The 20,566-nt window shown below is 65.1% G+C and carries 18 protein-coding genes; 12 read left to right on the top strand and 6 right to left on the bottom strand.

All coding sequences use genetic code 11. The features are described from left to right. Nucleotides 1–112: 112 nt before the first annotated feature. On the top strand, nucleotides 113–1,735 hold the full coding sequence (mdlC, locus tag IVB46_RS44165) for a benzoylformate decarboxylase (RefSeq protein WP_247315202.1): 1,623 nt from the start codon (nucleotides 113–115) through the stop codon (nucleotides 1,733–1,735). 173 nt (nucleotides 1,736–1,908) lie between these two features. On the opposite strand, the gene IVB46_RS44160 is transcribed toward mdlC, so the two are convergent. Then, complete coding sequence (locus IVB46_RS44160) at nucleotides 1,909–2,685, bottom strand: glucose 1-dehydrogenase (protein WP_247315205.1); 777 nt, start codon at nucleotides 2,683–2,685, stop codon at nucleotides 1,909–1,911. Nucleotides 2,686–2,760: 75 nt separating this feature from the next. Here IVB46_RS44160 and IVB46_RS44155 point away from each other — a divergent pair, with 75 nt between their 5' ends. Then, nucleotides 2,761–3,222 (top strand): MarR family winged helix-turn-helix transcriptional regulator, encoded by a 462-nt coding sequence (locus IVB46_RS44155; RefSeq protein ID WP_247315208.1) that lies wholly within the window; start codon nucleotides 2,761–2,763, stop codon nucleotides 3,220–3,222. A gap of 123 nt (nucleotides 3,223–3,345) precedes the next feature. Here the strand turns inward: IVB46_RS44155 and IVB46_RS44150 are convergent, their stop codons facing one another. Further along, entirely contained in the window at nucleotides 3,346–4,140 is a 795-nt protein-coding gene (locus IVB46_RS44150; protein ID WP_247315210.1) for an SDR family oxidoreductase, read from the bottom strand. Between the two features lie 93 nt (nucleotides 4,141–4,233). Continuing rightward, nucleotides 4,234–4,929: a hemolysin III family protein gene (locus IVB46_RS44145; protein WP_247315212.1), complete on the bottom strand. Its 696-nt coding sequence runs from the start codon at nucleotides 4,927–4,929 to the stop codon at nucleotides 4,234–4,236. A gap of 179 nt (nucleotides 4,930–5,108) precedes the next feature. Between IVB46_RS44145 and IVB46_RS44140 the strand changes: the two genes are divergently transcribed. The 4 genes from IVB46_RS44140 (at nucleotide 5,109) to IVB46_RS44130 (ending at nucleotide 8,555) form a co-directional block, all read left to right on the top strand. After that, nucleotides 5,109–6,578: a YcjX family protein gene (locus IVB46_RS44140; RefSeq protein ID WP_247315214.1), complete on the top strand. Its 1,470-nt coding sequence runs from the start codon at nucleotides 5,109–5,111 to the stop codon at nucleotides 6,576–6,578. Further along, a complete protein-coding gene (locus tag IVB46_RS44135; protein ID WP_063985433.1) occupies nucleotides 6,575–7,600 on the top strand; it encodes a TIGR01620 family protein in 1,026 nt (341 codons plus the stop codon). The genes IVB46_RS44140 and IVB46_RS44135 overlap by 4 nt, the downstream gene beginning before the upstream one ends. Nucleotides 7,601–8,186: 586 nt before the next feature. Then, on the top strand, nucleotides 8,187–8,321 hold the full coding sequence (locus IVB46_RS45005; protein WP_256461605.1) for a hypothetical protein: 135 nt from the start codon (nucleotides 8,187–8,189) through the stop codon (nucleotides 8,319–8,321). Between the two features lie 27 nt (nucleotides 8,322–8,348). Further along, on the top strand, nucleotides 8,349–8,555 hold the full coding sequence (locus tag IVB46_RS44130; protein ID WP_247315215.1) for a hypothetical protein: 207 nt from the start codon (nucleotides 8,349–8,351) through the stop codon (nucleotides 8,553–8,555). Between the two features lie 295 nt (nucleotides 8,556–8,850). On the opposite strand, the gene IVB46_RS44120 is transcribed toward IVB46_RS44130, so the two are convergent. Further along, on the bottom strand, nucleotides 8,851–9,093 hold the full coding sequence (locus IVB46_RS44120; protein ID WP_166081584.1) for a hypothetical protein: 243 nt from the start codon (nucleotides 9,091–9,093) through the stop codon (nucleotides 8,851–8,853). A gap of 257 nt (nucleotides 9,094–9,350) precedes the next feature. Then, nucleotides 9,351–10,880 carry a glycosyltransferase family 39 protein gene (locus tag IVB46_RS44115; protein WP_247315873.1) on the bottom strand — a complete coding sequence of 510 codons (1,530 nt, stop codon included), beginning with the start codon at nucleotides 10,878–10,880 and terminating at the stop codon, nucleotides 9,351–9,353. A 416-nt stretch (nucleotides 10,881–11,296) separates the two neighbouring features. Between IVB46_RS44115 and IVB46_RS44110 the strand changes: the two genes are divergently transcribed. The 4 genes from IVB46_RS44110 to IVB46_RS44095 all read left to right on the top strand — a co-directional run bounded on the left by IVB46_RS44110 (nucleotide 11,297) and on the right by IVB46_RS44095 (nucleotide 15,174). Then, complete coding sequence (locus IVB46_RS44110; RefSeq protein WP_247346159.1) at nucleotides 11,297–13,027, top strand: adenylate/guanylate cyclase domain-containing protein; 1,731 nt, start codon at nucleotides 11,297–11,299, stop codon at nucleotides 13,025–13,027. Nucleotides 13,028–13,244: 217 nt separating this feature from the next. Then, entirely contained in the window at nucleotides 13,245–14,444 is a 1,200-nt protein-coding gene (locus IVB46_RS44105) for a molybdopterin-dependent oxidoreductase (RefSeq protein WP_028151513.1), read from the top strand. 12 nt (nucleotides 14,445–14,456) lie between these two features. Further along, the gene (locus IVB46_RS44100; RefSeq protein WP_071917135.1) at nucleotides 14,457–14,765 is read left to right on the top strand and encodes a sulfite:cytochrome C oxidoreductase subunit B; all 309 of its coding nucleotides are present in this window, start codon (nucleotides 14,457–14,459) and stop codon (nucleotides 14,763–14,765) included. Nucleotides 14,766–14,973: 208 nt separating this feature from the next. Continuing rightward, nucleotides 14,974–15,174 carry a cold-shock protein gene (locus IVB46_RS44095; RefSeq protein ID WP_008134691.1) on the top strand — a complete coding sequence of 67 codons (201 nt, stop codon included), beginning with the start codon at nucleotides 14,974–14,976 and terminating at the stop codon, nucleotides 15,172–15,174. A gap of 170 nt (nucleotides 15,175–15,344) precedes the next feature. On the opposite strand, the gene IVB46_RS44090 is transcribed toward IVB46_RS44095, so the two are convergent. Further along, entirely contained in the window at nucleotides 15,345–15,806 is a 462-nt protein-coding gene (locus tag IVB46_RS44090) for an Lrp/AsnC ligand binding domain-containing protein (RefSeq protein WP_038954741.1), read from the bottom strand. A gap of 114 nt (nucleotides 15,807–15,920) precedes the next feature. On the opposite strand from IVB46_RS44090, the gene putA reads away from it, so the two are divergent. Together putA and IVB46_RS44080 are read left to right on the top strand one after the other, a co-directional pair. Then, entirely contained in the window at nucleotides 15,921–18,920 is a 3,000-nt protein-coding gene (putA, locus tag IVB46_RS44085; RefSeq protein ID WP_247346156.1) for a bifunctional proline dehydrogenase/L-glutamate gamma-semialdehyde dehydrogenase PutA, read from the top strand. 116 nt (nucleotides 18,921–19,036) lie between these two features. Next, nucleotides 19,037–20,242: a CoA transferase gene (locus IVB46_RS44080; protein ID WP_247315221.1), complete on the top strand. Its 1,206-nt coding sequence runs from the start codon at nucleotides 19,037–19,039 to the stop codon at nucleotides 20,240–20,242. The last annotated feature ends 324 nt before the right edge of the window (nucleotides 20,243–20,566 follow it).

The following is a 20,566-nucleotide window of genomic DNA, read 5'->3' as shown; positions in this document are numbered from 1 at the left end:
GAGCGCGCCCCTTCGCGCGCGTCTCGAAGGGCGAGGCCACCAGCCGGGCCTTCATCCTTCGAGACGCGCGTTCCGCGCTCCTCAGGATGAGGAATAAAGAGGGACGGAAACCATGGCCAAGAACGGCAAGAGCGGCAGCAAGTCCGTCACCGTGAAGCAGGCGACGCTCGATCTGCTGCGCTCGCTGGGCATCGACAGGGTGTTCGGCAATCCCGGCTCGACCGAGTTGCCGTTCCTGAGCGACTGGCCTGATGACATCGACTACGTGCTGGCGCTGCAGGAGGCCTCCGCCGTCGGCATGGCCGATGGTTACGCGCAGGCGACGCGCAATGCCGGCTTCGTCAATCTGCATTCGGCCGCCGGCGTCGGCAACGCGCTCGGCAATATCTACACCGCGCACCGCAACCAGACGCCCCTCGTGATCACCGCGGGCCAGCAGGCGCGCTCGATCCTGCCCTTGCAGGCGTTCCTGTATGCCGAGCGCGCCTCGGAATTCCCGCGGCCTTACGTCAAGTACAGCGTCGAGCCGGCCCGGCCCGAGGACGTTCCGGCCGCGATCGCGCGGGCCTATTACACCGCGATGCAGCCGCCCTGCGGGCCGACCTTCGTGTCGATCCCGATCGACGACTGGGCCCATGCGACCGCACCGGTCGAGGCCCGCAAGGTCAGCCGCGAGATCGGGCCCGAGCCGGACGCGATGACGGCGCTGGTCGCCGCGCTCGGCTCTGCAAAACACCCTGCCCTCGTGGTCGGCCCCGGCGTCGACCGCGCCGGCGCGGTCGATTTGATGGTGCGCGTCGCCGAGAAGGCGAAGGCCAGCGTCTGGGTCAGCCCGTTCTCCGCGCGCTGCTCCTTCCCCGAGCGTCATCCCCAGTTCGCGGGCTTCCTGCACGCCTCGCCCGCACAACTGTCCGACGCGCTGCGCGAGCACGATGTGGTCGTGGTCATCGGCGCGCCCGTGTTCACCTTCCATGTCGAGGGCCATGCCGCGATCTTCGACGGCGGCGCGACGATTTTTCAGATCACCGATGATCCGGACGCGGCGGCGGTGACGCCGGTCGGCACCAGCATCATCGCGACCATGACGCCGGCGCTGAGCCTGCTGCTCGACCTGCTGCCGGAGAGCAAGCGCGCGACGCCGAAAGGCCGCACGCTGCCGTCGGCGCCGCAGGCCGCCGATCCGCTGCCGGTGGAATTTTTGCTGCATTCGCTGTCGCAGGCGATGCCGGACGACGCGTCACTCGTCGAGGAAGTGCCCTCGCACCGGCCGGCGATGCAGAAGTTCATGCCGATGCGCGGCCAGGACAGTTTCTACACCATGGCAAGCGGCGGCCTCGGTTACTCGCTACCCGCGGCGGTCGGCATGGCGCTCGGCAAGCCGAAGCAGCGGACGGTGTGCCTGATCGGCGACGGCTCGGCGATGTATTCGATCCAGGCGCTGTGGACCGCCGCGCAACGAAAGCTGCCGCTGACCATCGTCGTCATCAACAATTCCGGCTACGGCGCAATGCGCTCGTTCAGCCAGGTGATGCAGGTGAGGAACGTGCCGGGATTGGAGCTGCCGGGGATCGATTTCGTCAGGCTCGCCGAGGGCATGGGGTGCCATGCGGTGCGGGTGAGCAAGGCCGCGGAACTGGGCGAGGCGCTCGAGCGCGGAATGGCGTTCGACGGGACGAGCCTCGTCGAGGTCGTCGTGGATTCGGCGGTGCCGGTGCTGTACGGGCAGAAGCATTAGCTTTGTCGTCCCTGCCTAGTGCGCAATTGCGCACGGGGCGCAGGGACCCATACCCACAGGGAGAAGTTTGACGAGGACTCGTGGTGGGCAGCTTCGCGCCACGATTACTCCCTGTGGTCATGGGTCCCCGCGTCCGCGGGGACGACACCGAATTTGCCGCGACATCGCGCCAACTACGACGCCAAAAATCCCCCGTCCGCCGCCAGCACATGCCCGACGACGTAGGATGACGCGTCGGACGACAGCCACACCACGGCCTCCGCCACTTCCTCCGGACTCCCCATCCGCCGCAGCGGCAGGCCCGCACTGACGGTTGCGACATCGCCGACGCCGGCGCGCAGCATCATGTCGGTGACGACGCGGCCGGGCGCGATGGCGTTGATGCGGATGCCGCGCGGGGCGTTCTCCATCGCGGCCGAGCGTGTCAGCGAGATCGCGGCGGCCTTCGAGGCCGAGTAGAGCGAGAAGCCGGGATTGGGATTGCGCACGCCGCTGACGGAGGCGTTGACGACGATGCTGCCGCGCCCCTGCGCCAGCATCGCCGGCAATTGATGGCGCAGGCACAAGAACAGCGCACGGACATTAGTGTCGAACACCGTGTCGTAGATCTCCGTGCTCTGCTCTTCCAGCGGCGCGCGGCGCTCCTGGAATCCGGCATTGTTGAAGGCGACATCGAGCCGACCGCAGCGCTCGACCGCCGTGCGAACCAGACGTTCGACGTCGTCCTCTCGCGTGATGTCGGTTTGGATCGCTATCGCTTCAGCGCCGAGCTCCCGGCACGCTGCGGCGGTGTCCTTGATTTCGGCTTCGCGCCGCCCCGCAACGACGATCGCCTCCGCGCCTTCCGAGGCCATCCGCAGCGCCGTGGCGCGGCCGATGCCGCTGCCGCCGCCCGTGACGAGGCAGACCTTGCCTCTCATCCGCATCCCGGCCGGCAAAGTTCCGCTCATGGCTCACTCCAAAACGCTTGCGCGCGACGTTGCGTGCATTTCGTTGTATGATACAACTATATGCCGGGAGTCAAGATGGCCGAGCCTTCGCTGATCGACGACATCCGCGCCGCCTCGCGATTGATGGTGCGGGAGCTCGGCTTCATGGATGCGACGGTGGCGGCCTCGGACTATCCGCCCTCGGCCGTGCACACGATCCTGGAGATCGGGATTCGCGGCCCGATGAACTCAGGCGAGCTGGGCGATTTCCTGCGGCTGGAGAAATCCAGCGTCAGCCGCATGGTGCGCAAGCTGGTCGATTGCGGCGAGCTGCGGGAGACGCCTGACGAAGCCGATGCGCGCAGCAAGCTGTTGTCGCTCACGGCGAAGGGCCGGCGCACACTGGAGGCGCTGCACGCGTTCGGCCGCCAGCAGGTGCGCGGCGCGCTGACCGCGCTGACAGAGGCCGAGCAGCGCACGGTGCGCGAGGGCATGATGCTCTATGCGCGGGCGCTGCGGCAGAGCCGGATGGAGGATGAGGGGGAGTCGGCGGCGTAACTAGGTGTCATCGCCCGCGAAGGCGGGCGATCCAGTATTCCGAGACGGATGTGGTTGAACCGACAGGCCGCGGCGTCCTGGATGCCCCGCCTTCGCGGGGCATGACAGCGTCAAGTGCGCCGGCTACTTCCCGAACTCCTCCCGCATCTTGGCCTGGATCTTGGCCATGCCGCCGATCCAGCGGTCGTAATTCTCGGTCTTCTTGCGCATGTAGCCGAGCACCTGGGGGTGCGGCAGGATCAGGAAGGTCTCCTGCGCGAGGCCGGCGAGCACGTCTTTCGCAACCTGCTCCGGCGTGAGATCACCATCGCCGGATTGCGGGCCCTTCGGGATCGAGCGCAGCATGTTGGTGTCGACGCCCTGCGGGCAGAGGATCGAGACCTTGATATTGTCCGCCTTGTGCGAGATCGCGAGATTTTCGGCAAAGCCGACCGCGGCGTGTTTGGTGGTGGAATAGGCCGGGCTTCCGACCTGCGACAGCAGACCCGCCGCCGAGATCGTGTTGAGGAAATAGCCGCCGCCGCGCGCCTTCATGCGGGGAATGAGATACCGCGCCGCATAGACATGGGCCATGACATGGATCGCCCAGCTCCGCTGCCACGGCTCGTCGGAGGCGCCGCCGGCATTGACCGACATCGGATCGAAGCCGCCACCGATGCCGGCATTGGAGCAGAACAATTCGATCGGGCCGAACTGCCGTTCGGTCTCCTCGATGACGTGGGCGACCTCTTTTTCCTGCGCGACGTCGCATCTGAAGGCCGCGCCATCCACCGTGGCGGCGACGGCTCTTGCATTGGCGGCGTCCATGTCCGCGACGACGACCTTGGCGGCACCCGCCTTGTGGAAGGCCTCGCACAGCGCCTTGCCGATGCCGTTTGCGCCGCCCGTGACGACCACGACCTTGCCGGTCACCTGCATGCGACGTCTCCTCTTTGTCTTGTAGCGCTTCTCTTTTCGGATAGCGCTTCGCTATCTTATACCGCTTCGCTTATTCCGCTTCGCGGATCTTGCTCAGCTCAACACGAGGTCGAGCACCGCGGTATAATGGCACGCCGCGCCGGCCAAGACAAAGCCGTGCCAGATCGCATTCTGGAAGCGCAGCCGCCGCCAGGCATGGAAGATCACGCCAAAGCTGTAGAGCAGGCCGCCCGCAAGGATGAAGCCCAGCACCAGCGCAGGCAGCGCCTTGACCACGGCGTCGTAGACCATCACGCCGCTCCAGCCCATCGCGAGATAGATTCCGACTGCGACGCGGTCGAACCGGCCGGGATAGAGAAGTTTCAGCACGATACCGAGGATCGCGACGCACCAGACGCCGCCGAGCAGCACCAGCGCGAACACACTGTCCCTCACCTCGAGGATGAACGGCGTATAGGTCGCCGCGATCAGCAGATAGATCGCGCAATGGTCGAACCGCCGCAGCAGCCATTTGGCCGGCGAGACCGGCCAGAGATTATAGGTCGCCGACAGCACCAGCATCGAGAGCAGGCCGGCGACATAGATCGAGACCCCGACGATGTTGGTGGCGTCGGCATAAACCGCCGTCAGCACCACCAGGACCGTGGCGGCGACGATGCCGCAGAACACGCCGATCGCGTGGATCACGCCGTCCGCGATCAATTCGGCACGGTCGTAGTTCCAGCCGATCGCGTCGGCCGCGGCGTGGACGGAGGTGGATGCGAGCTGTTTCAGCGGGAAGACGGTCATGGCAATCCGCAAGGCTAAGACAATGCCCTCTTGTAGGGTCTTTCGCGATCGGCGCATCGTTCAAACGGCTGATTTGCCGACAAAGGCGGTGGAAGTATGAAGCTTGATTTTCCCTACGCAATTGCCACTTTTGTGAACGGCTTCACTGTTCCGCCCGCCCCGAGATCAATCACGTTCATATGGCATTCAGTTTCCAGGATATGGTCGAAGAAGCGCGGCTGTCGGCCAGGGCGCTGATCGACTATGGCGAGCACTTCTTCAACCCGACGGTGCGTCTCGGGGTCACCGGCCTGTCACGGGCCGGTAAGACCGTATTCATCACCGCGCTGATCCATGGCCTCACCCGTGGCGGCCGCTTTCCGGTGTTCGAGGCCTATGCCTCGGGCCGGATCGCGCGGGCGCATCTGGCGCCGCAGCCGGACGACGCCGTGCCGCGCTTCGCCTATGAGAACCATTTGCGCGCGCTGCTCGAGGAGCGGCGCTGGCCGAACTCGACCGTCGACATCAGCGAACTCAGGCTCGTCATCGACTATCAGCGCCAGAACGGCGCCGACCGCACATTGACGCTCGACATCGTCGATTATCCCGGCGAGTGGTTGCTCGACCTGCCGCTGCTCCAGAAGAGCTATGAGCAATGGTCGGCCGAAAGCCTCGCGCTGTCGCGCGAGGCGCCGCGCGCGCATCTTGCGGCGGATTGGCACGCGCATCTCGCGACGCTCAAGCCCGAGGCGCGCGAGGACGAGCAGGCGACGCTGACGGCGGCAAAGCTCTTCACCGGCTATTTGCGCGCCTGCCGCGACGAGCGGTTCGCGATGAGCCTGCTGCCGCCCGGCCGCTTCCTGATGCCCGGCAATCTCGCCGACACGCCGGCGCTGACTTTTGCACCGCTCGACGTGCCCGTGGGCGGCCAGGCACCGGACGGCTCGCTGTGGGCGATGATGGTCCGCCGCTTCGAGGCCTACAAGGACGTCGTGGTGCGGCCGTTCTTCCATGATCATTTTGCCCGGCTCGATCGCCAGATCGTGCTGGCCGACGCGCTCGCCGCCTTCAACTCCGGCCCCGAAGCGCTGCACGATCTCGAAGCCGCGCTTGCCGGAATTCTCGACTGCTTCCGCATCGGCCGCAGCACCTTCCTCTCCAGCCTGTTCCGGCCGCGTATCGACCGCATCCTGTTCGCGGCGACCAAGGCGGACCATCTGCATCATTCCAGTCACGACCGGCTCGAGGCGGTGCTGCGCCGCGCCGTCACCCGCGCGGTGGTGCGCGCGGAAGATACCGGCGCGGAGATCGACGTGGTAGCGCTTGCCGCAGTTCGCGCCACGCGCGAGGCCCAGGTCGCGCATGGCCGCGACAAATTGCCGTCGATCCTGGGAACGCCGGCGGCCGGCGAAAGCGCGGGCGGCGAATTCTTTGACGGCAACATGGAGGTTGCGACGTTTCCGGGTGACCTGCCGCAGGACCCCGAGCCGCTGTTCAACGGCACCGACGCATTCCGCGGCCTCTCGACCGAGGCCGCCGAGAAGAGCGATTTTCGCTTCCTGCGCTTCCGTCCGCCAAAGCTCGAACGCGAGGGCAATGACGAGCCGGCGCTGCCACACATCCGCCTCGACCGTGCCCTGCAGTTCCTGATCGGAGACAAGCTGTCATGAACGACCGATCCAAGCCGCGGCGGCCGGCGACGTTCCGGCTCGACGATCCCGGCGTCGTCGTCACCGAAGCCGACGAAGCGGCGCGGCTTGGCCGCACCACGATCCAGATCACGCCCGAGCACGATCCGCAGGCATTGCCGGTGCCGATCGAGGCGGCGCTCCCCGCGCGGCGCGGCTTTCCCTGGGGCACGCTGTTCTGGTCCGGACTCGGCGGGCTGACGCTGCTCGGCACCGGGCTCGGCGTGGTCCGTCTGATCGAGGATCTGTTTGCGCGCAGCGAAACGCTCGGCTTCGTCGGCCTCGCATTCGCCTTCGTCACCGCACTGGCGCTCGCGGTGGTGATCGGGCGCGAGGCCTTTGGTCTGGCGCGCCTTGCAACCATCGAGAAGCTGCATGCGCGCGCCGCGGCAGTCCTTGCCAGTGACGACCGCAAGGAGAGCCGCGTCATCGTGCAGGACCTGCTCAAGATCGCGCACCAAAATCCGCAGCTTGCACGCGCTCGCGCGACGCTGGAGAGCCACACGGGCGAGATCATCGACGGCGCCGACATGATCCGGCTTGCCGAGCGCGAATTGATGTCGCCGCTGGATGCGGAAGCGCGGCGGCTGGTGTCGTCGGCCGCGCAAAAGGTCTCGATCGTGACCGCAGTTTCGCCGCGCGCGGCGATCGACGTGTTATTCGTGTTCGTGGCCGCGTTGCGCCTGATCCGTCAGCTCGCTTTTCTCTATGGCGGCCGCCCCGGCGCGCTCGGCATGATCCGCCTGCTCCGCCACGTGATCGCCCATCTCGCCATCACCGGCGGCATGGCCGCGAGCGACAGCCTGGTGCAGCAGATGCTCGGCCATGGGATTGCGGCAAAGCTGTCGCAGCGGCTCGGCGAAGGTGTGCTGAACGGATTGCTGACCGCGCGGCTGGGTCTGGCCGCGATCGACGTGACGCGGCCGCTGCCGTTCGCGGCGCTGCCGCCGCCAAAACTGTCGGACCTCGCGACGGATCTGTTGCGGAAGAAGGACGAGGAGTAGCGGCGCTATTCGCGCCATCGTTCGCGCCATTCGCCGGACCGACACATGGCGCGCCGCCTGAATGAGCGAAGCTTAAGCTCGCGGTTCATCGGGAAAGTCAAAGCTGACAATGATAAACCCGACCGCACCAAACACCAACAACGCCAGGAACAGTGCCGCAACAGCAAAGGACCACACGAAAGGCTCCGAGCAGCTGATGCCACCCAATCGAGCCAACGAGCGGAATATCATCCCTCGCCGGCTGATCTGAGGCAGACCCGGACGGGGTTAAAGGGCAATTGTCCGGTAAAATGACCTTGCTCAGTCAAGCCGCACCTCGCAAGCGAACTATCGAGTTAGCCCTTTCGAGTATTGGAGGATTATGTGCCGCAGTTAATGGCAACTGAGCACGAGGAGGCGGCAATTCAAGTCGTCGCTTTTAAGTCAGCCTCTGGCCGCCCCATACCACCGCGCGTCACCCCATTAAGAAACTGGTTACCAGTCAATGTCACCATTTGCATATTAGGCCGCCATATGCGGCGCGCATTCTGAGAACGGCTCAATATTTCGACACGCCCGGTTGGCGGTCTCTTTCAGGAGAGGCCCAATGTTTAAGGGCTTAATGGCAGCGCTTGTGGCGCTGATCAGCACACTGCAACTGGATCGATACCTGACCAACGGTCGGTACACCGACGCGGCCATGGATATGCTGCGGCAAATCAGGCGCGCGTTTGGATTTTAAGGTGCACTGGACGATTTGAGGCCGGTGATGAAGGGCATCCCCTGGACTGATCTCGATGCGGAGGAGCAACGCGCCATTGCGATATTGGGCGCCGGGCTCTCCATCGAGCTGTGCGACCCCGTCGCTCTCTCAAGATTGAAGCGGCTCAGGCTGATCGCAGGGTCTCAATTGACCGCTGCTGCACACGAGCTGCGGAGGCGCGTTGTTCTGGAAGAACTCAGTGCGCGGGATTGAGCCGCGTAACCAATTGGCACGATCGATCCTCGCCTGGTCGGGAGTGCCTTGACGGGGCTAACAAGGCGTGGAGAGTTTGATGGTGGCAGGTGCAATTGAGCTGATCGTGGAGGGCTAGGTTTCCCTCAGGGACCAAGCAGCTCTTGATGAGCTTCGAACACAGCGTCGCAAACTTATCGCGGATCTCGATGCATGTACCGGGATCGACTGCAGGAGTACGATCCGGCAGATCGAGGAAGACATCGTCGTGATTGAGGCCGGGCTGGCTCGGTTGCCGGCCTAGTCGGCCGGATGTTCAGAGATTGCCCGGTGTCGTATCGGCAACGCTGCACTCGGTGTGGATCAGGTCCTTCTTGGTCACCCGCACGCTGCCAAGATAATAACCTCGCTCCTGGACGGCTGCCTTGATCTCGTCGCTGACCTTGAGAACTCTCGCTCTGCTCTTGCGCCATTTGTTGGAAGAGTAGAGGGCGGGCATCGGAGAGCCGTTGCTGACGACGAGGAAGTCCCGCTTGCCATTGCGATAGACATCAAACATGTCCGATCCCCGTAGATAATATCAATAAGAGAAAATATGTTTCGTCACGATAGCTCCAGCTTAGTGGCTTAAATGCTTGAGCGGGTGGTAATCTGGGATGGCGGCCTGTGAATGTCGGGAAAAATGCTGGTTTCAGCTAAGCGATCAGCTCAGATTTCTGTTTGTATGTTGTTCTCATGCCACGCCAAGCCGCTTCAACGCGTGGCCTCGTTTGCCTTTGGGACCCCACAAGGGGAGAAGGGAAGAAGGGTGCCTCGCTAGGCGAGCGTACGTTTCTCGAATTCCCCCGCCAGCACCCGCCATTGAAACAGCGGCGAATCCGTTGGCGGCGAGAGTTCCGGCGTCCAGCCGGTGAGCTTCTCAATCACGTAGGTATCCGTCAGAACGCCGCGCCAGCGACGTTCGACCTGGCCGAGCTGCTCGCGCTTCGCCGGGATCGATCCCCACACCGGTGCGCGATTGTCCGGCTCTCGCCCGACATAGATGCCCGCATGCCCGCTGATCCGATCCATGCCGGGATCGCGAAACCCCTGGAAGCGACCGCGTTCGTTGATCTCGATGACGGGCACGCGGCCTCTGAACAGCCAGCGCATCATCGCGTAGGTGCGATAGTCCGTGGTCGCGATCCAGGTCGCGCCGGTCTCATCCAGCGCGGCCTGCGCACGCGCCGCGACCTGCTCGTAGCCGGCCTCGGCGCCGATCGGATCGATCTTGCCGAGGAGATTCCAGGGCGCGGCGACGTAGTACAGGAATACAATGACGACGAAGGCGATCCCCGAGACGACCGCCGTATTGAGCCAGAAGATGCTCAACCGGATCATCCGCGCCGACCAGTGCTCGCGCGACAGCATGACGAGGTTGACCGCGGCGGCGGCAAAGCCGACCGGCCACATGAACATCGGCCAGGTGTCGCCGACCCTGAGCGTCGTCGACTTGAAGAAGAAATAGAGGAACGGCACCAGCACCGCGGTCGACAGCAGGATCGCGACCGGCTCGCGCGTGCGATAGCCGCGCCACGCCGTCATCACGAGGCCTGACAGCACGACCGGCAGCATGACGAAGCCGACCAGGCCGAATTGCAGGCCGATGTAATCGCCGATCGTGCGCAGCGAGATGCCGTAATTGGCGGTGGCCCGCACGCCCTGGAAACGGAACGAGGCCCAGTCGTGCTGCGCGTTCCAGATCAGCACCGGGGAGAACACGGCGATCGCGATCAGCACCGCGAGATAGGGGTAAGGACTGCGCAGCCAGCGCCAGCGCCAATCCGGCACCAGCAAAAACGCGGCGACCGCCGGCGCGAACATGATCGCAGTGAATTTCGACAGCATCGACAGCCCGGCGAACAGGCCCGCCGCCAGCCACCAGCGTCCATCGCCGCCCTGCGCGAGCCGCACCAGGGACCACATCATTGCCACCGCGAACGGGATCATGGCAACGTCCGGCGCGACCTTGGCCATCAGCAGGCCGTAATAGAGCGCAGCCTCCGGCATCAGCACCGCGAACATGATGGCGCGCGCATCATGAGTGAGGCGGCGGACGATGTCGGCGAGCAGCAGCTGCGTCACCAGCATCGCGACGATGCCGCCGAAGCGGACGCCGAGCACGGTGTCGCCGAAGATCGCGGTACCAAAACGGATGAACCAGGCGATCATGGGGGGATGATCGAGGAAGCTGAGCGCTCCCTCCTTCGACCAGGTCCAGTAATAGGCCTCGTCGGTGCGCAGCTCGATGGCGGAGGCGTAGACGATGCGCAGCAGCGTCATCGCGGCGATGACGAACACGGCCATAACGAGAGGACGGCGCGCGGCGCCGGCTGGGGACACGGTGATATCAGGGGCTGTCGTCACGGCCGCGCTTTTCGCCAACCTGGGAGGGGGAGTCAATGCGGGGGGTGGTGCCGCAAACACCGATGTCGTCCCGGGCGCGACGAAGTCGCGAGCCCGGGACCCATAGCCACAGGGAGGAGTCTTGGCGCGAACTGGTAACCACGAGTCTTCGTCAAATCCGATCCTGTGGCTATGGATCCCGGATCGGCGCGCCGCTTCGCGGCGCTTGTCCGGGACGACAGCGGTGGGTGTGGCGCGCGCCTTTGCCCACCCTACGGTTCGGTAACCTTGCCGCGCATGTGATCAGGCCAGCTGTCCGCCCCTGGAATTAAACGCTACGCTGGCTGTTCTCCTTCATGAACTGATACAACCGAATCATGGCCACTGCATCCTCACGATTGTCCGAACTTTCCCGCGCGACCAGCATGCGGCAGGTTCGGCTGGTCTGCGGCGTCATCCTGTTCTCCTACGTGGTGAGCCATTTCCTCAACCATGCGCTCGGCAACATCTCGGTCGATGCCATGGAGATCGGGGTCTACTATCACACGGCGTTCTGGCGGTTCCTCCCCATCGCGATCGTGTTCTATACGGCCGCGCTCACGCATATGGGGCTCGGCATCTACGCGCTCTATCAGCGCCGCCAGTTCCGCTGGCGGACGATCGAGCCGCTCCAGCTCGTGCTGGGCCTGAGCATCCCCGCCCTCGTCATGGCCCATGTGATCGGCGTCCGCCTCGGCTACACGCTGTACGGACACCAGAAGCTCTATCCGCAGGAACTCTATCTGTTCTTCGTCACCTCGAACCGGATCTGGACCATGACGGTCCTGCTGATCATCGCCTGGGTCCATGGCTGCATCGGCATCTATTTCTGGCTGCGCCTGAAACCGTTCTTCGCGCGCGCCGCGCCCTATCTGCTCGCCGCCGCCGTGCTGATCCCGACGCTGTCGCTGCTCGGCGTCTACCAGGGCGGACGCAGCGTCCAGGTCGAGGTCGACGACGGCGAATGGCGCACGCACAATCTCACCCGCCGCCAGCTCGGCTCGACCGCGGAAGCGGCGACGCTCGACCGCATCACCGGCGGCCTCACCATCGGCTATGTCGGCCTGCTCGGACTGGCGCTGGCGGCACGCGGCGTGCGCGCCTTGCGCGAGCGGCGCCGCGGCATGATCGCGCTGTCCTACGGCAACGGCAAGACGGTGCGCGTGCCGAAGGGTCTCTCCGTGCTGGAGGCGAGCCTGCGCCACAATGTGCCGCATGCCAGCGTCTGCGGCGGCCGCGCCCGCTGCTCGACCTGCCGCATCCGCATCATCGGTGACCATGCCGCCCTGCCCGAGCCGTCGCAGCGCGAGGCCTTCGTGCTCGCGCGCGTCGGCACTGCCGATCCCTCGATCCGGCTTGCCTGCCAGCTGCGGCCGGACTCCGACCTCTCCTTCTTCCAGCTGTTCACGCCCCACACGCATTCGGCGGACGGGCAGGCCTCGACGTCAGCCAGAATCGGCCAGGAGCGCTACCTCGTCAGCCTGTTCGTGGACATGCGCGGCTCGACGCAGCTTGCCGAGAAGCGGCTGCCATTCGACACCGTTTTCATCGTCAACCGCTTCCTCGGCGCCGTCTCGCGGGCCGTGATCGAGAATGGCGGCCAGCCGAACCAGTTCGTCGGCGACGGCATGCTGGCGCTGTTCGGGCTGTCAGCCGATCCGGAGACCGCCTGCCGGCAAGCGCTGAAGGCTGCCGCCGGCATCGCCACGCATATCGACGAGCTCAACGAGCTCCTGAGCCACGATCTCCGCCAGCCGATCCGCTTCGGCATCGGCATTCACGGCGGCGAGGTCATCATCGGCGACATCGGCTATCGCGATCACATCGTCTTCACCGCGCTCGGCGATGCCGTCAACGTCGCCGCCCGGCTCCAGGACATGACCAAGACGCTGGCCTGCGAAGCAATCGTCTCGGAGGAGGTCCGCCGTACCGCGGGCCTTGCCGACGATGCGCTGCCGCAGCAGGAGGTCGCGATCCGCGGCCGCGACGAGCCCCTGGCCGTGCGCGTGGTTGCGGACACGAGGCAGCTGTCGGCGCTGGTTGACCGAAGCGAGCGCGTCGCAGCTTGATTCTTCACCTCTCCCCGCTTGCGGGGAGAGGGAGTGCACTTTCACTGCGGCTACAGCTCGGCAATCTCGTTACGAACGTAACACCGGCTTGCTGCAACGCAGCGACATGGGCCTGCTGCGAAAGCACGAATTGACTTCATCTCAATCGTTGCGACAGATGAGCGCGGGATCGCGGTGATGACCGCGGTCCAACGAAAAGCTCCGGGAGGAGACGAGAATGTTCGATCGACGCGACCTGCTCAAAGGAGCGGGTCTTGCCGCTATGGCGGCCACACTGAATTCCACCAAGGCGCTGGCACTCGACACCGTCACGCTTCCCTTCGCCAATGGCGAACGGCCGCTGGTGAAATATCCGCAGAAGCGGCCGATGATCGGCCTGACCAGCCGGCCGCCGCAGCTCGAGACGCCGTTCGCGATCTTCAACGACGGTCCGATCACGCCGAATAACGCGTTCTTCGTGCGCTATCACCTCTCGGACCTGCCCTACAATCTCGATCCCGACAAGTTCACGCTCGAGGTCAAGGGCAAGGTCGACAAGCCGCTCAAGCTGTCGCTCAAGGACATCAGGAAAATGAAGGCGACCGAGATCGTCGCCGTCAACCAGTGCTCCGGCAACAGCCGCGGCTTCTCCGAGCCGCGTGTCGCCGGTGGCCAGCTCGCCAATGGGGCGATGGGCAATGCGCGCTGGCGCGGCGTGCCGCTGAAGGCCGTGCTGGAGATGGCGGGCGTGCAGAGCGGCGCCAAGCAGGTCACCTTCAACGGCATGGACGGCCCCGTCAGCGACAAGACGCCGGATTTCGTCAAGGCGCTCGATCTCGATCATGCCACCGACGGCGAGGTGATGCTGGCCTACGGCATGAACGGCGAGGACCTGCCGTTCCTCAACGGCTTTCCGCTGCGCCTGATCGTGCCCGGCTATTACGGCACCTACTGGGTCAAGCACCTCAACGAGATCACCGTCATCGACAATGTCTATGACGGCTTCTGGATGAAGTCGGCCTATCGCATTCCGGACACGCCGAACAATGCGGTCGAGCCAGGCACCGCGCCGAAGGCGACGATCCCGATCAACCGCTTCACCATTCGGTCCTTCATCACCAGCGTTCCCGATGGCGCCAAGCTGAAGGCCGGCGGCACGACGCTGCGCGGCATCGCCTTCGACGGCGGCAAGGGCATCAAGGATGTCCAGGTTTCCACCGACGGCGGCAAGACCTGGGTCAGCGCCAAGCTCGGCAAGGATCTCGGCAAATACTCATTCCGTGAATGGAAGCTGCCGGTGAAGCTCGCGGCGGGCGCCCACGAGCTCAAGGTGCGCGCCACCGGCAATGGTGGCGAGACCCAGCCGGATGCGCCACGCTGGAATCCGGCCGGTTATCTACGCAACGTCGTCGAAACCGTCCGCGTCACCGTGGCCTGAGGGAGAATGATCATGCAGCGCACCGTTCTCCTCGCCATCTCACTCGCCGTCGCCGCAATGGTCGGTTCGGCACTTGCAGCGCCGCTCAACTACAAGACGCCCGACGAGGTCGCCGCCTTCAAGCCGGGCCCCAATCTCGAGGTCGTGCAGGGCAATTGCAGCGCCTGCCACTCGGCCGATTACGTCAACACGCAGCCGCCGATGAAGGACAAGAAAGGTTTTTGGCAGGCCGAGGTGACCAAGATGATCAAGGTCTATGGCGCGCCGATCGACGATGCCGATGTCGGCAAGATCGTCGATTATCTGGCCGCGACTTATTGACGGATGGCGCGCGGCGTGCCGATCAATTGACCGCGAAACGGGCAAAATCGGCAAAAACGCTGCGAAGTTGAGCGGAATTCGGCGAAATGCCGATATGGTTTGAGCTACCAAGCCGGCCACATTCCGCGTATCCTGTTAGGACCGAACCGGCCGGTTGGCGGGGACTGGCGGTTCGAGATCTCGGAGGAAGACCCGCGGAGAAGACGTGATGGCTAAAGGTACGGTCAAGTGGTTCAACCCGACGAAGGGTTATGGATTTATCCAGCCTGCGTCGGGCGGCAAGGATGTGTTCGTGCATATCTCGGCAGTGCAGAAAGCCGGTCTGTCGTCCCTGAACGAAGGACAGACGGTGGAATACGAAGAGATCGCAAACCGGGGCAAGACCTCCGCAGAGAACCTCAAAGTATAAGCCCGGCAGCCTTTGCTGCCTCCCGGATCTGTCCGGGAGCCGGGCCAAAAAAATTTTAGAAGACGGCCAGTGCATTCGACGACGGGCGTTGCGATTGCACACGGAGAGCTATTTTCCCGCGAAGACCGCTCGTTCAACGCCACAGCAATGACAATCGCGACGGCCCTTCGTTAGTCCACCGGCAATGGTGCGTCGCGCTTGATCTCTTCCATCACCGCATAGGTTCGCGTCTCGCGCACGCCGGGCATCGACAGCAACGTCTCGCCGAGGAAGCGTCGATAGGCGGTCATGTCCGCAAGCCGCGCCTTCACAAGATAGTCGAAGCCTCCTGCAACCATGTGACACTCCAGCACCTCGGGTGCGAGTTTCACCGCGCGCGCGAACCGCTCGAAATTGTCCGGCGTGGTCTTGTCGAGCAGCACCTCGACGAACACCAGAAGACCCAGGCCGAGCCGGTGCGGATTGAGCCGCGCGCCGTAGCCCTCGACAAAGCCCTCCCGCTGCAACCGCTTCAGCCGCTCGCCGACCGAGGTCGGCGACAGCCCGATGCGCTCGGCGAGCTCGACATTGGCGATGCGCCCGTCCTGCTGCAGAATCGAGAGGATCTTCCGGTCAATTCGATCGAGTTCCATATTTTATGTGGCCAATGCACCAATGATCTTCATTTCCTAAGGCAAAATGGCTAATTTGTCTATCGAACTACGGTCTAGCGGGCCTTATCCTGAATTTGAGCCACAGGACACGCCATGCCGAACATCCCGCCGCCCTTCACCGCCCCCTATGCGCCCGATGATGCCGAGATTGCCGCGCGACTCTTGCCCGCTTCGCATCTCGGCCCGCCGCAGGAGGCGCGGATCGACCGCACCGCGACGCGGCTGATCGAGGCGATCCGCAAGCGCGACGACCGGCTTGGCGGGGTCGAGGACATGCTGCGGGAGTTCGCGCTCTCGACCAAGGAGGGGCTCGCCCTGATGGTGCTGGCCGAGGCGCTGCTCCGCGTGCCCGACGCGCGCACCGCCGACCAGTTCATCGAGGACAAGCTCGGCGAGGGCGACTTCATCCACCACGAGACCAAGTCCACGGCCTTCCTGGTCAACGCCTCGGCCTGGGCGCTCGGCCTCTCGGCGCGGGTGATCCAGCCCGGCGAGACGCCCGACGGCACCATCGGCCGGCTGGTGAAGCGGCTGGGCGCGCCGGCGGTACGCACCGCCACGCGCCAGGCGATGCGGCTGATGGGCAATCATTTCGTGCTGGGGGAGACCATCGAGCAGGCGCTGGAGCGGGGTAAGCCCCGCTCCGGTCAAAAGACGCGCTACTCCTTCGACATGCTCGGCGAAGGCGCGCGCACCGCAGCGGACGCCAGGCGCTATTTCGACGCCTATGCCAGTGCGATCGAGACCATCGGCAAGGCAGCGGGCAGCCATCCCCTGCCCGACCGTCCCGGCATCTCGGTCAAGCTCTCGGCGCTGCATCCGCGCTTCGAGGCGATCAGCCGCGCGCGCGTGATGGCCGAGCTGGTGCCGCAACTGTTGGACCTGGCGCAGCGCGCCAAGGCCCATGATCTGAACTTCACCGTCGACGCCGAGGAAGCCGACCGGCTGGAGCTGTCGCTCGACGTGATCGCGGCGACGCTCGCCGACCCCTCGCTCAGCGGCTGGGACGGCTTTGGGCTGGCGATCCAGGCCTATCAGAAGCGCGCCAGCGCCGTGATCGACTATGTCGACGCGCTCGCCCGCGCGCATGACCGCAAGCTGATGGTGCGGCTGGTCAAGGGCGCCTATTGGGACACCGAGATCAAGCGCGCGCAGGAGCGCGGGCTGGACGGCTATCCCGTGTTCACGCGCAAGGCGATGACGGATCTGAACTACGTCGCCTGCGCGCAGAAGCTGTTGGCCCTGCGGCCGCGCATCTTCCCGCAATTCGCCACACACAACGCGCTGACGGTCGCGACGGTGCTGGAGCTTGCGCAAGATGGCGGCGGCTTCGAATTCCAGCGCCTGCACGGCATGGGCGAAGCGCTTTACGAACAGCTCGCCAAGGATCATCCTGATATCGCCTATCGTACCTATGCCCCGGTCGGCAGCCATCGCGACCTGCTCGCTTATCTGGTGCGGCGGCTGCTGGAGAACGGCGCCAACTCGTCATTCGTGGCGCAGGCGGCCGACTATCGTGTGCCGGTTGTGGCGTTGCTGCAGCGTCCGGCCGATGCCATCGTCCGGACGCAAGCGGCGGCCCATCCCAGAATTCCGCTGCCGGGCGATCTGTTCGCGCCGGAGCGGCGCAATTCGCGCGGCGTCGAATTCGGCGCGCGTGCGGCGCTCGACCAGCTGCTGGCAGACGTGAAGGCCGAGGCAGCCAGCCTCAAGCCGATCGCGGATGCAACGGCGGGTCAGGCCAATGCGGCGGTGACTGCTGCGCGCGCCGGCTTTGCCGCCTGGAGCCGGACGCCGGCGGCTACGCGCGCGGCCGCACTGGAGCAGGCCGCGCATCTCCTGGAGAGCCGAAGCGCCCATTTCATCGCGCTGCTGCAAGCCGAGGGCGGCAAGACGCTGGACGATGCGCTGTCGGAGCTGCGCGAGGCCGCCGACTTCTGCCGCTATTATGCCGCGCAGGGTCGAAAGCTGTTCGGCGTTGCTGCCGCCATGACAGGCCCGACCGGTGAGAGCAATGCGCTCGCCATGCGCGGGCGCGGCGCCTTCGTCGCGATCTCGCCGTGGAATTTTCCGCTGGCGATCTTCCTGGGCCAGGTCACGGCGGCGCTGATGGCCGGCAACAGCGTCGTCGCAAAACCGGCCGAGCAGACGCCGCGCATCGCCCGCGAGGCCGTAGCCCTGCTGCACGAGGCCGGCATTCCCAAGAGCGCGCTGCATCTCGTCACCGGCGACGGCCGCATCGGCGCCGTGCTGACCGCACACCAGAACATCGCCGGCGTCGTCTTCACCGGCTCGACCGAGGTCGCGCGCCTGATCAACCGGACGCTCGCCGCCAATGACGGGCCGATCGTGCCGCTGATCGCGGAGACCGGCGGCATCAACGCCATGATCGCGGATGCGACCGCGCTGCCCGAGCAGGTCGCCGACGACGTCGTGACCTCGGCCTTCCGCTCCGCCGGCCAGCGCTGCTCGGCGCTGCGGCTGCTGTTCGTGCAGGAGGATGTCGCCGACCGCATGATCGAGATGATCGCGGGCGCGGCGCGCGAACTCAGGATTGGTGATCCCGCAGATGTCGCGACCCATGTCGGTCCGGTGATCGACGCCGAGGCCAAGCAGCGCCTCGATGCGCATATCGCGCGGATGAAGAGCGAGGCGCGGCTGCACTTTGCCGGCACTGCGCCCGACGGCAGCTTCGTCGCCCCGCACATTTTCGAGCTCAAGGACGCCGGCCAGCTCACCGAGGAGGTGTTCGGCCCGATCCTGCACGTCGTGCGCTATCGCGCGGAAAACCTCGACCGCGTCCTGCAAGCGATCGAGCGCAGCGGTTATGGACTTACGCTCGGCGTTCACTCCCGGATCGACGACACCATCGAGGCGATCATCGATCGCGTGCAGGTCGGCAACATCTATGTCAACCGCAACATGATCGGCGCCGTGGTCGGCGTGCAGCCATTCGGCGGCAACGGGCTGTCCGGAACCGGCCCGAAAGCGGGCGGCCCGCATTACCTCGCACGCTTTGCGACCGAGCAGACCGTGACGATCAACACCGCGGCAGCCGGCGGTAATGCCGCGCTGCTTGCGGGAGAGGAGTGAAGCCCTGCGCCTGGCGCCGTTGCATCCCGGCAAAACATCGGTCTAATGCTGCCATGACTTGGCCCGCGCCAATTCCAGCGCGCGGGAAACAACAAGAGCGAGGGAGCTACGCCGCGATGGAAAAGGGCATTTTTGCAGGGCTCAAGGTTCTGGACTGCGCGAGCTTCATCGCAGCGCCCGCGGCCGCGACCGTGCTGTCGGATTTCGGCGCCGACGTCATCAAGATCGAGCCGCCCGGCGCCGGCGACCCCTACCGCAATCTGCCCAACATTCCGGGCTATCCGACCAGCGAGCACAATTTCGCCTGGCTGCTGGAGGCCCGCAACAAGAAGAGCATCGCGCTCGACCTCGCAAAGCCGGAGGCGCAGGCCGTGCTCTACAAGCTGGTCGAAGAGGCCGACGTCTTCATCACCAACATGCCGCCGCCGGTGCGCGCCAAGCTCGGCATCACCTATGACCACCTCGCCCATCTCAACGACCGGCTGATCTACGCCTCCTTCACCGGCTATGGCGAGAAGGGCGAAGAGGCCAACAAGCCCGGCTTCGACAGCAACGCCTATTGGGCGCGCTCCGGCCTGATGGACCTCGTCCGCGCCGACACCCACACGACGCCGGCCCGCTCGGTCGCCGGCATGGGCGACCATCCCTGCGCCATGGCGTTCTATGGCGCCATCGTCACCGCGCTGTATCAGCGCGAGAAGACCGGTAAGGGCTCACATGTCGCCTCCAACCTGATGGCCAACGGCGTGTGGGCCGCGGGCACGCTGGCGCAGGCAAAGCTCTGCGGCGCCAAGTTCGCTGAGAGACGACCGCGCGAGCGCGCGCTCAACGCGGTCGCCAACCACTACCAGTGCAAGGACGGCCGCTGGCTGATCCTGTCGCTGCTGAGCGAGGAGAAGCAGTTTCCGACGCTCGCCAAATGCCTGGGACGCGAAGACCTGATCACCGATCCGCGCTTTGCCACCAAGGCTGACCGCCACGCCCGCTCGGTCGAGCTGATCAAGATTTTTGACGAGACGTTTGCGACCAAGGATCTCGCCGAATGGCGCAAGATCCTCGACGGCAACGGCCTCGTGTTCGGCATCGTCGGCATTCTCGACGACATCCCCAACGACAAGCAGATGCTCGACAACGAGGTGCTGGTGCCGTTCGAGAACGACACCATGCTCACCATCTCCAGCCCGATCTGGATCGACGGCGCCAAGAAGGTCCAGCCGCGCAAGCCGCCGGCCGTCGGCGAGCACAGTGACGAGATTTTGCGCGGGGCGGGATACGACGAGAAGGCGATCAAGCAGCTGCGGTCGTCAGGAGCTGTGGGGTAAGGCGGCGCCACAAACTCCCCTGTCGTCCCGGGGCGCGCATAGCGCGAGCCCGGGACCCATAACCACAGGGAGGAGTCGTGGCGCGAACTGGTAACCACGAGTCTTCGCCAAACACCTTCCTGTGGTTATGGGTCCCGGATCTGCGCTCCGCTTCGCTGCGCTTGTCCGGGACGACGTTGAGGAGATAGCTCGCCCTACAAACTCCGTCATTGCGAGCGAAGCGAAGCAATCCAGAATCCCACCGCGGATGCATTGCTCGATTGCTTCGCTTCGCTCGCAATGACGGCGTGGGACGATCTCGCTATAAACTCACGGCAACATCGC

It is taken from the genome of Bradyrhizobium sp. 61 (assembly GCF_023073075.1).
GTDB classification, from domain to species: domain Bacteria; phylum Pseudomonadota; class Alphaproteobacteria; order Rhizobiales; family Xanthobacteraceae; genus Bradyrhizobium; species Bradyrhizobium barranii.
The sequence above is the reverse complement of the archived record's forward strand: the minus strand, read 5'-3'. Positions and strand labels throughout refer to the sequence as shown.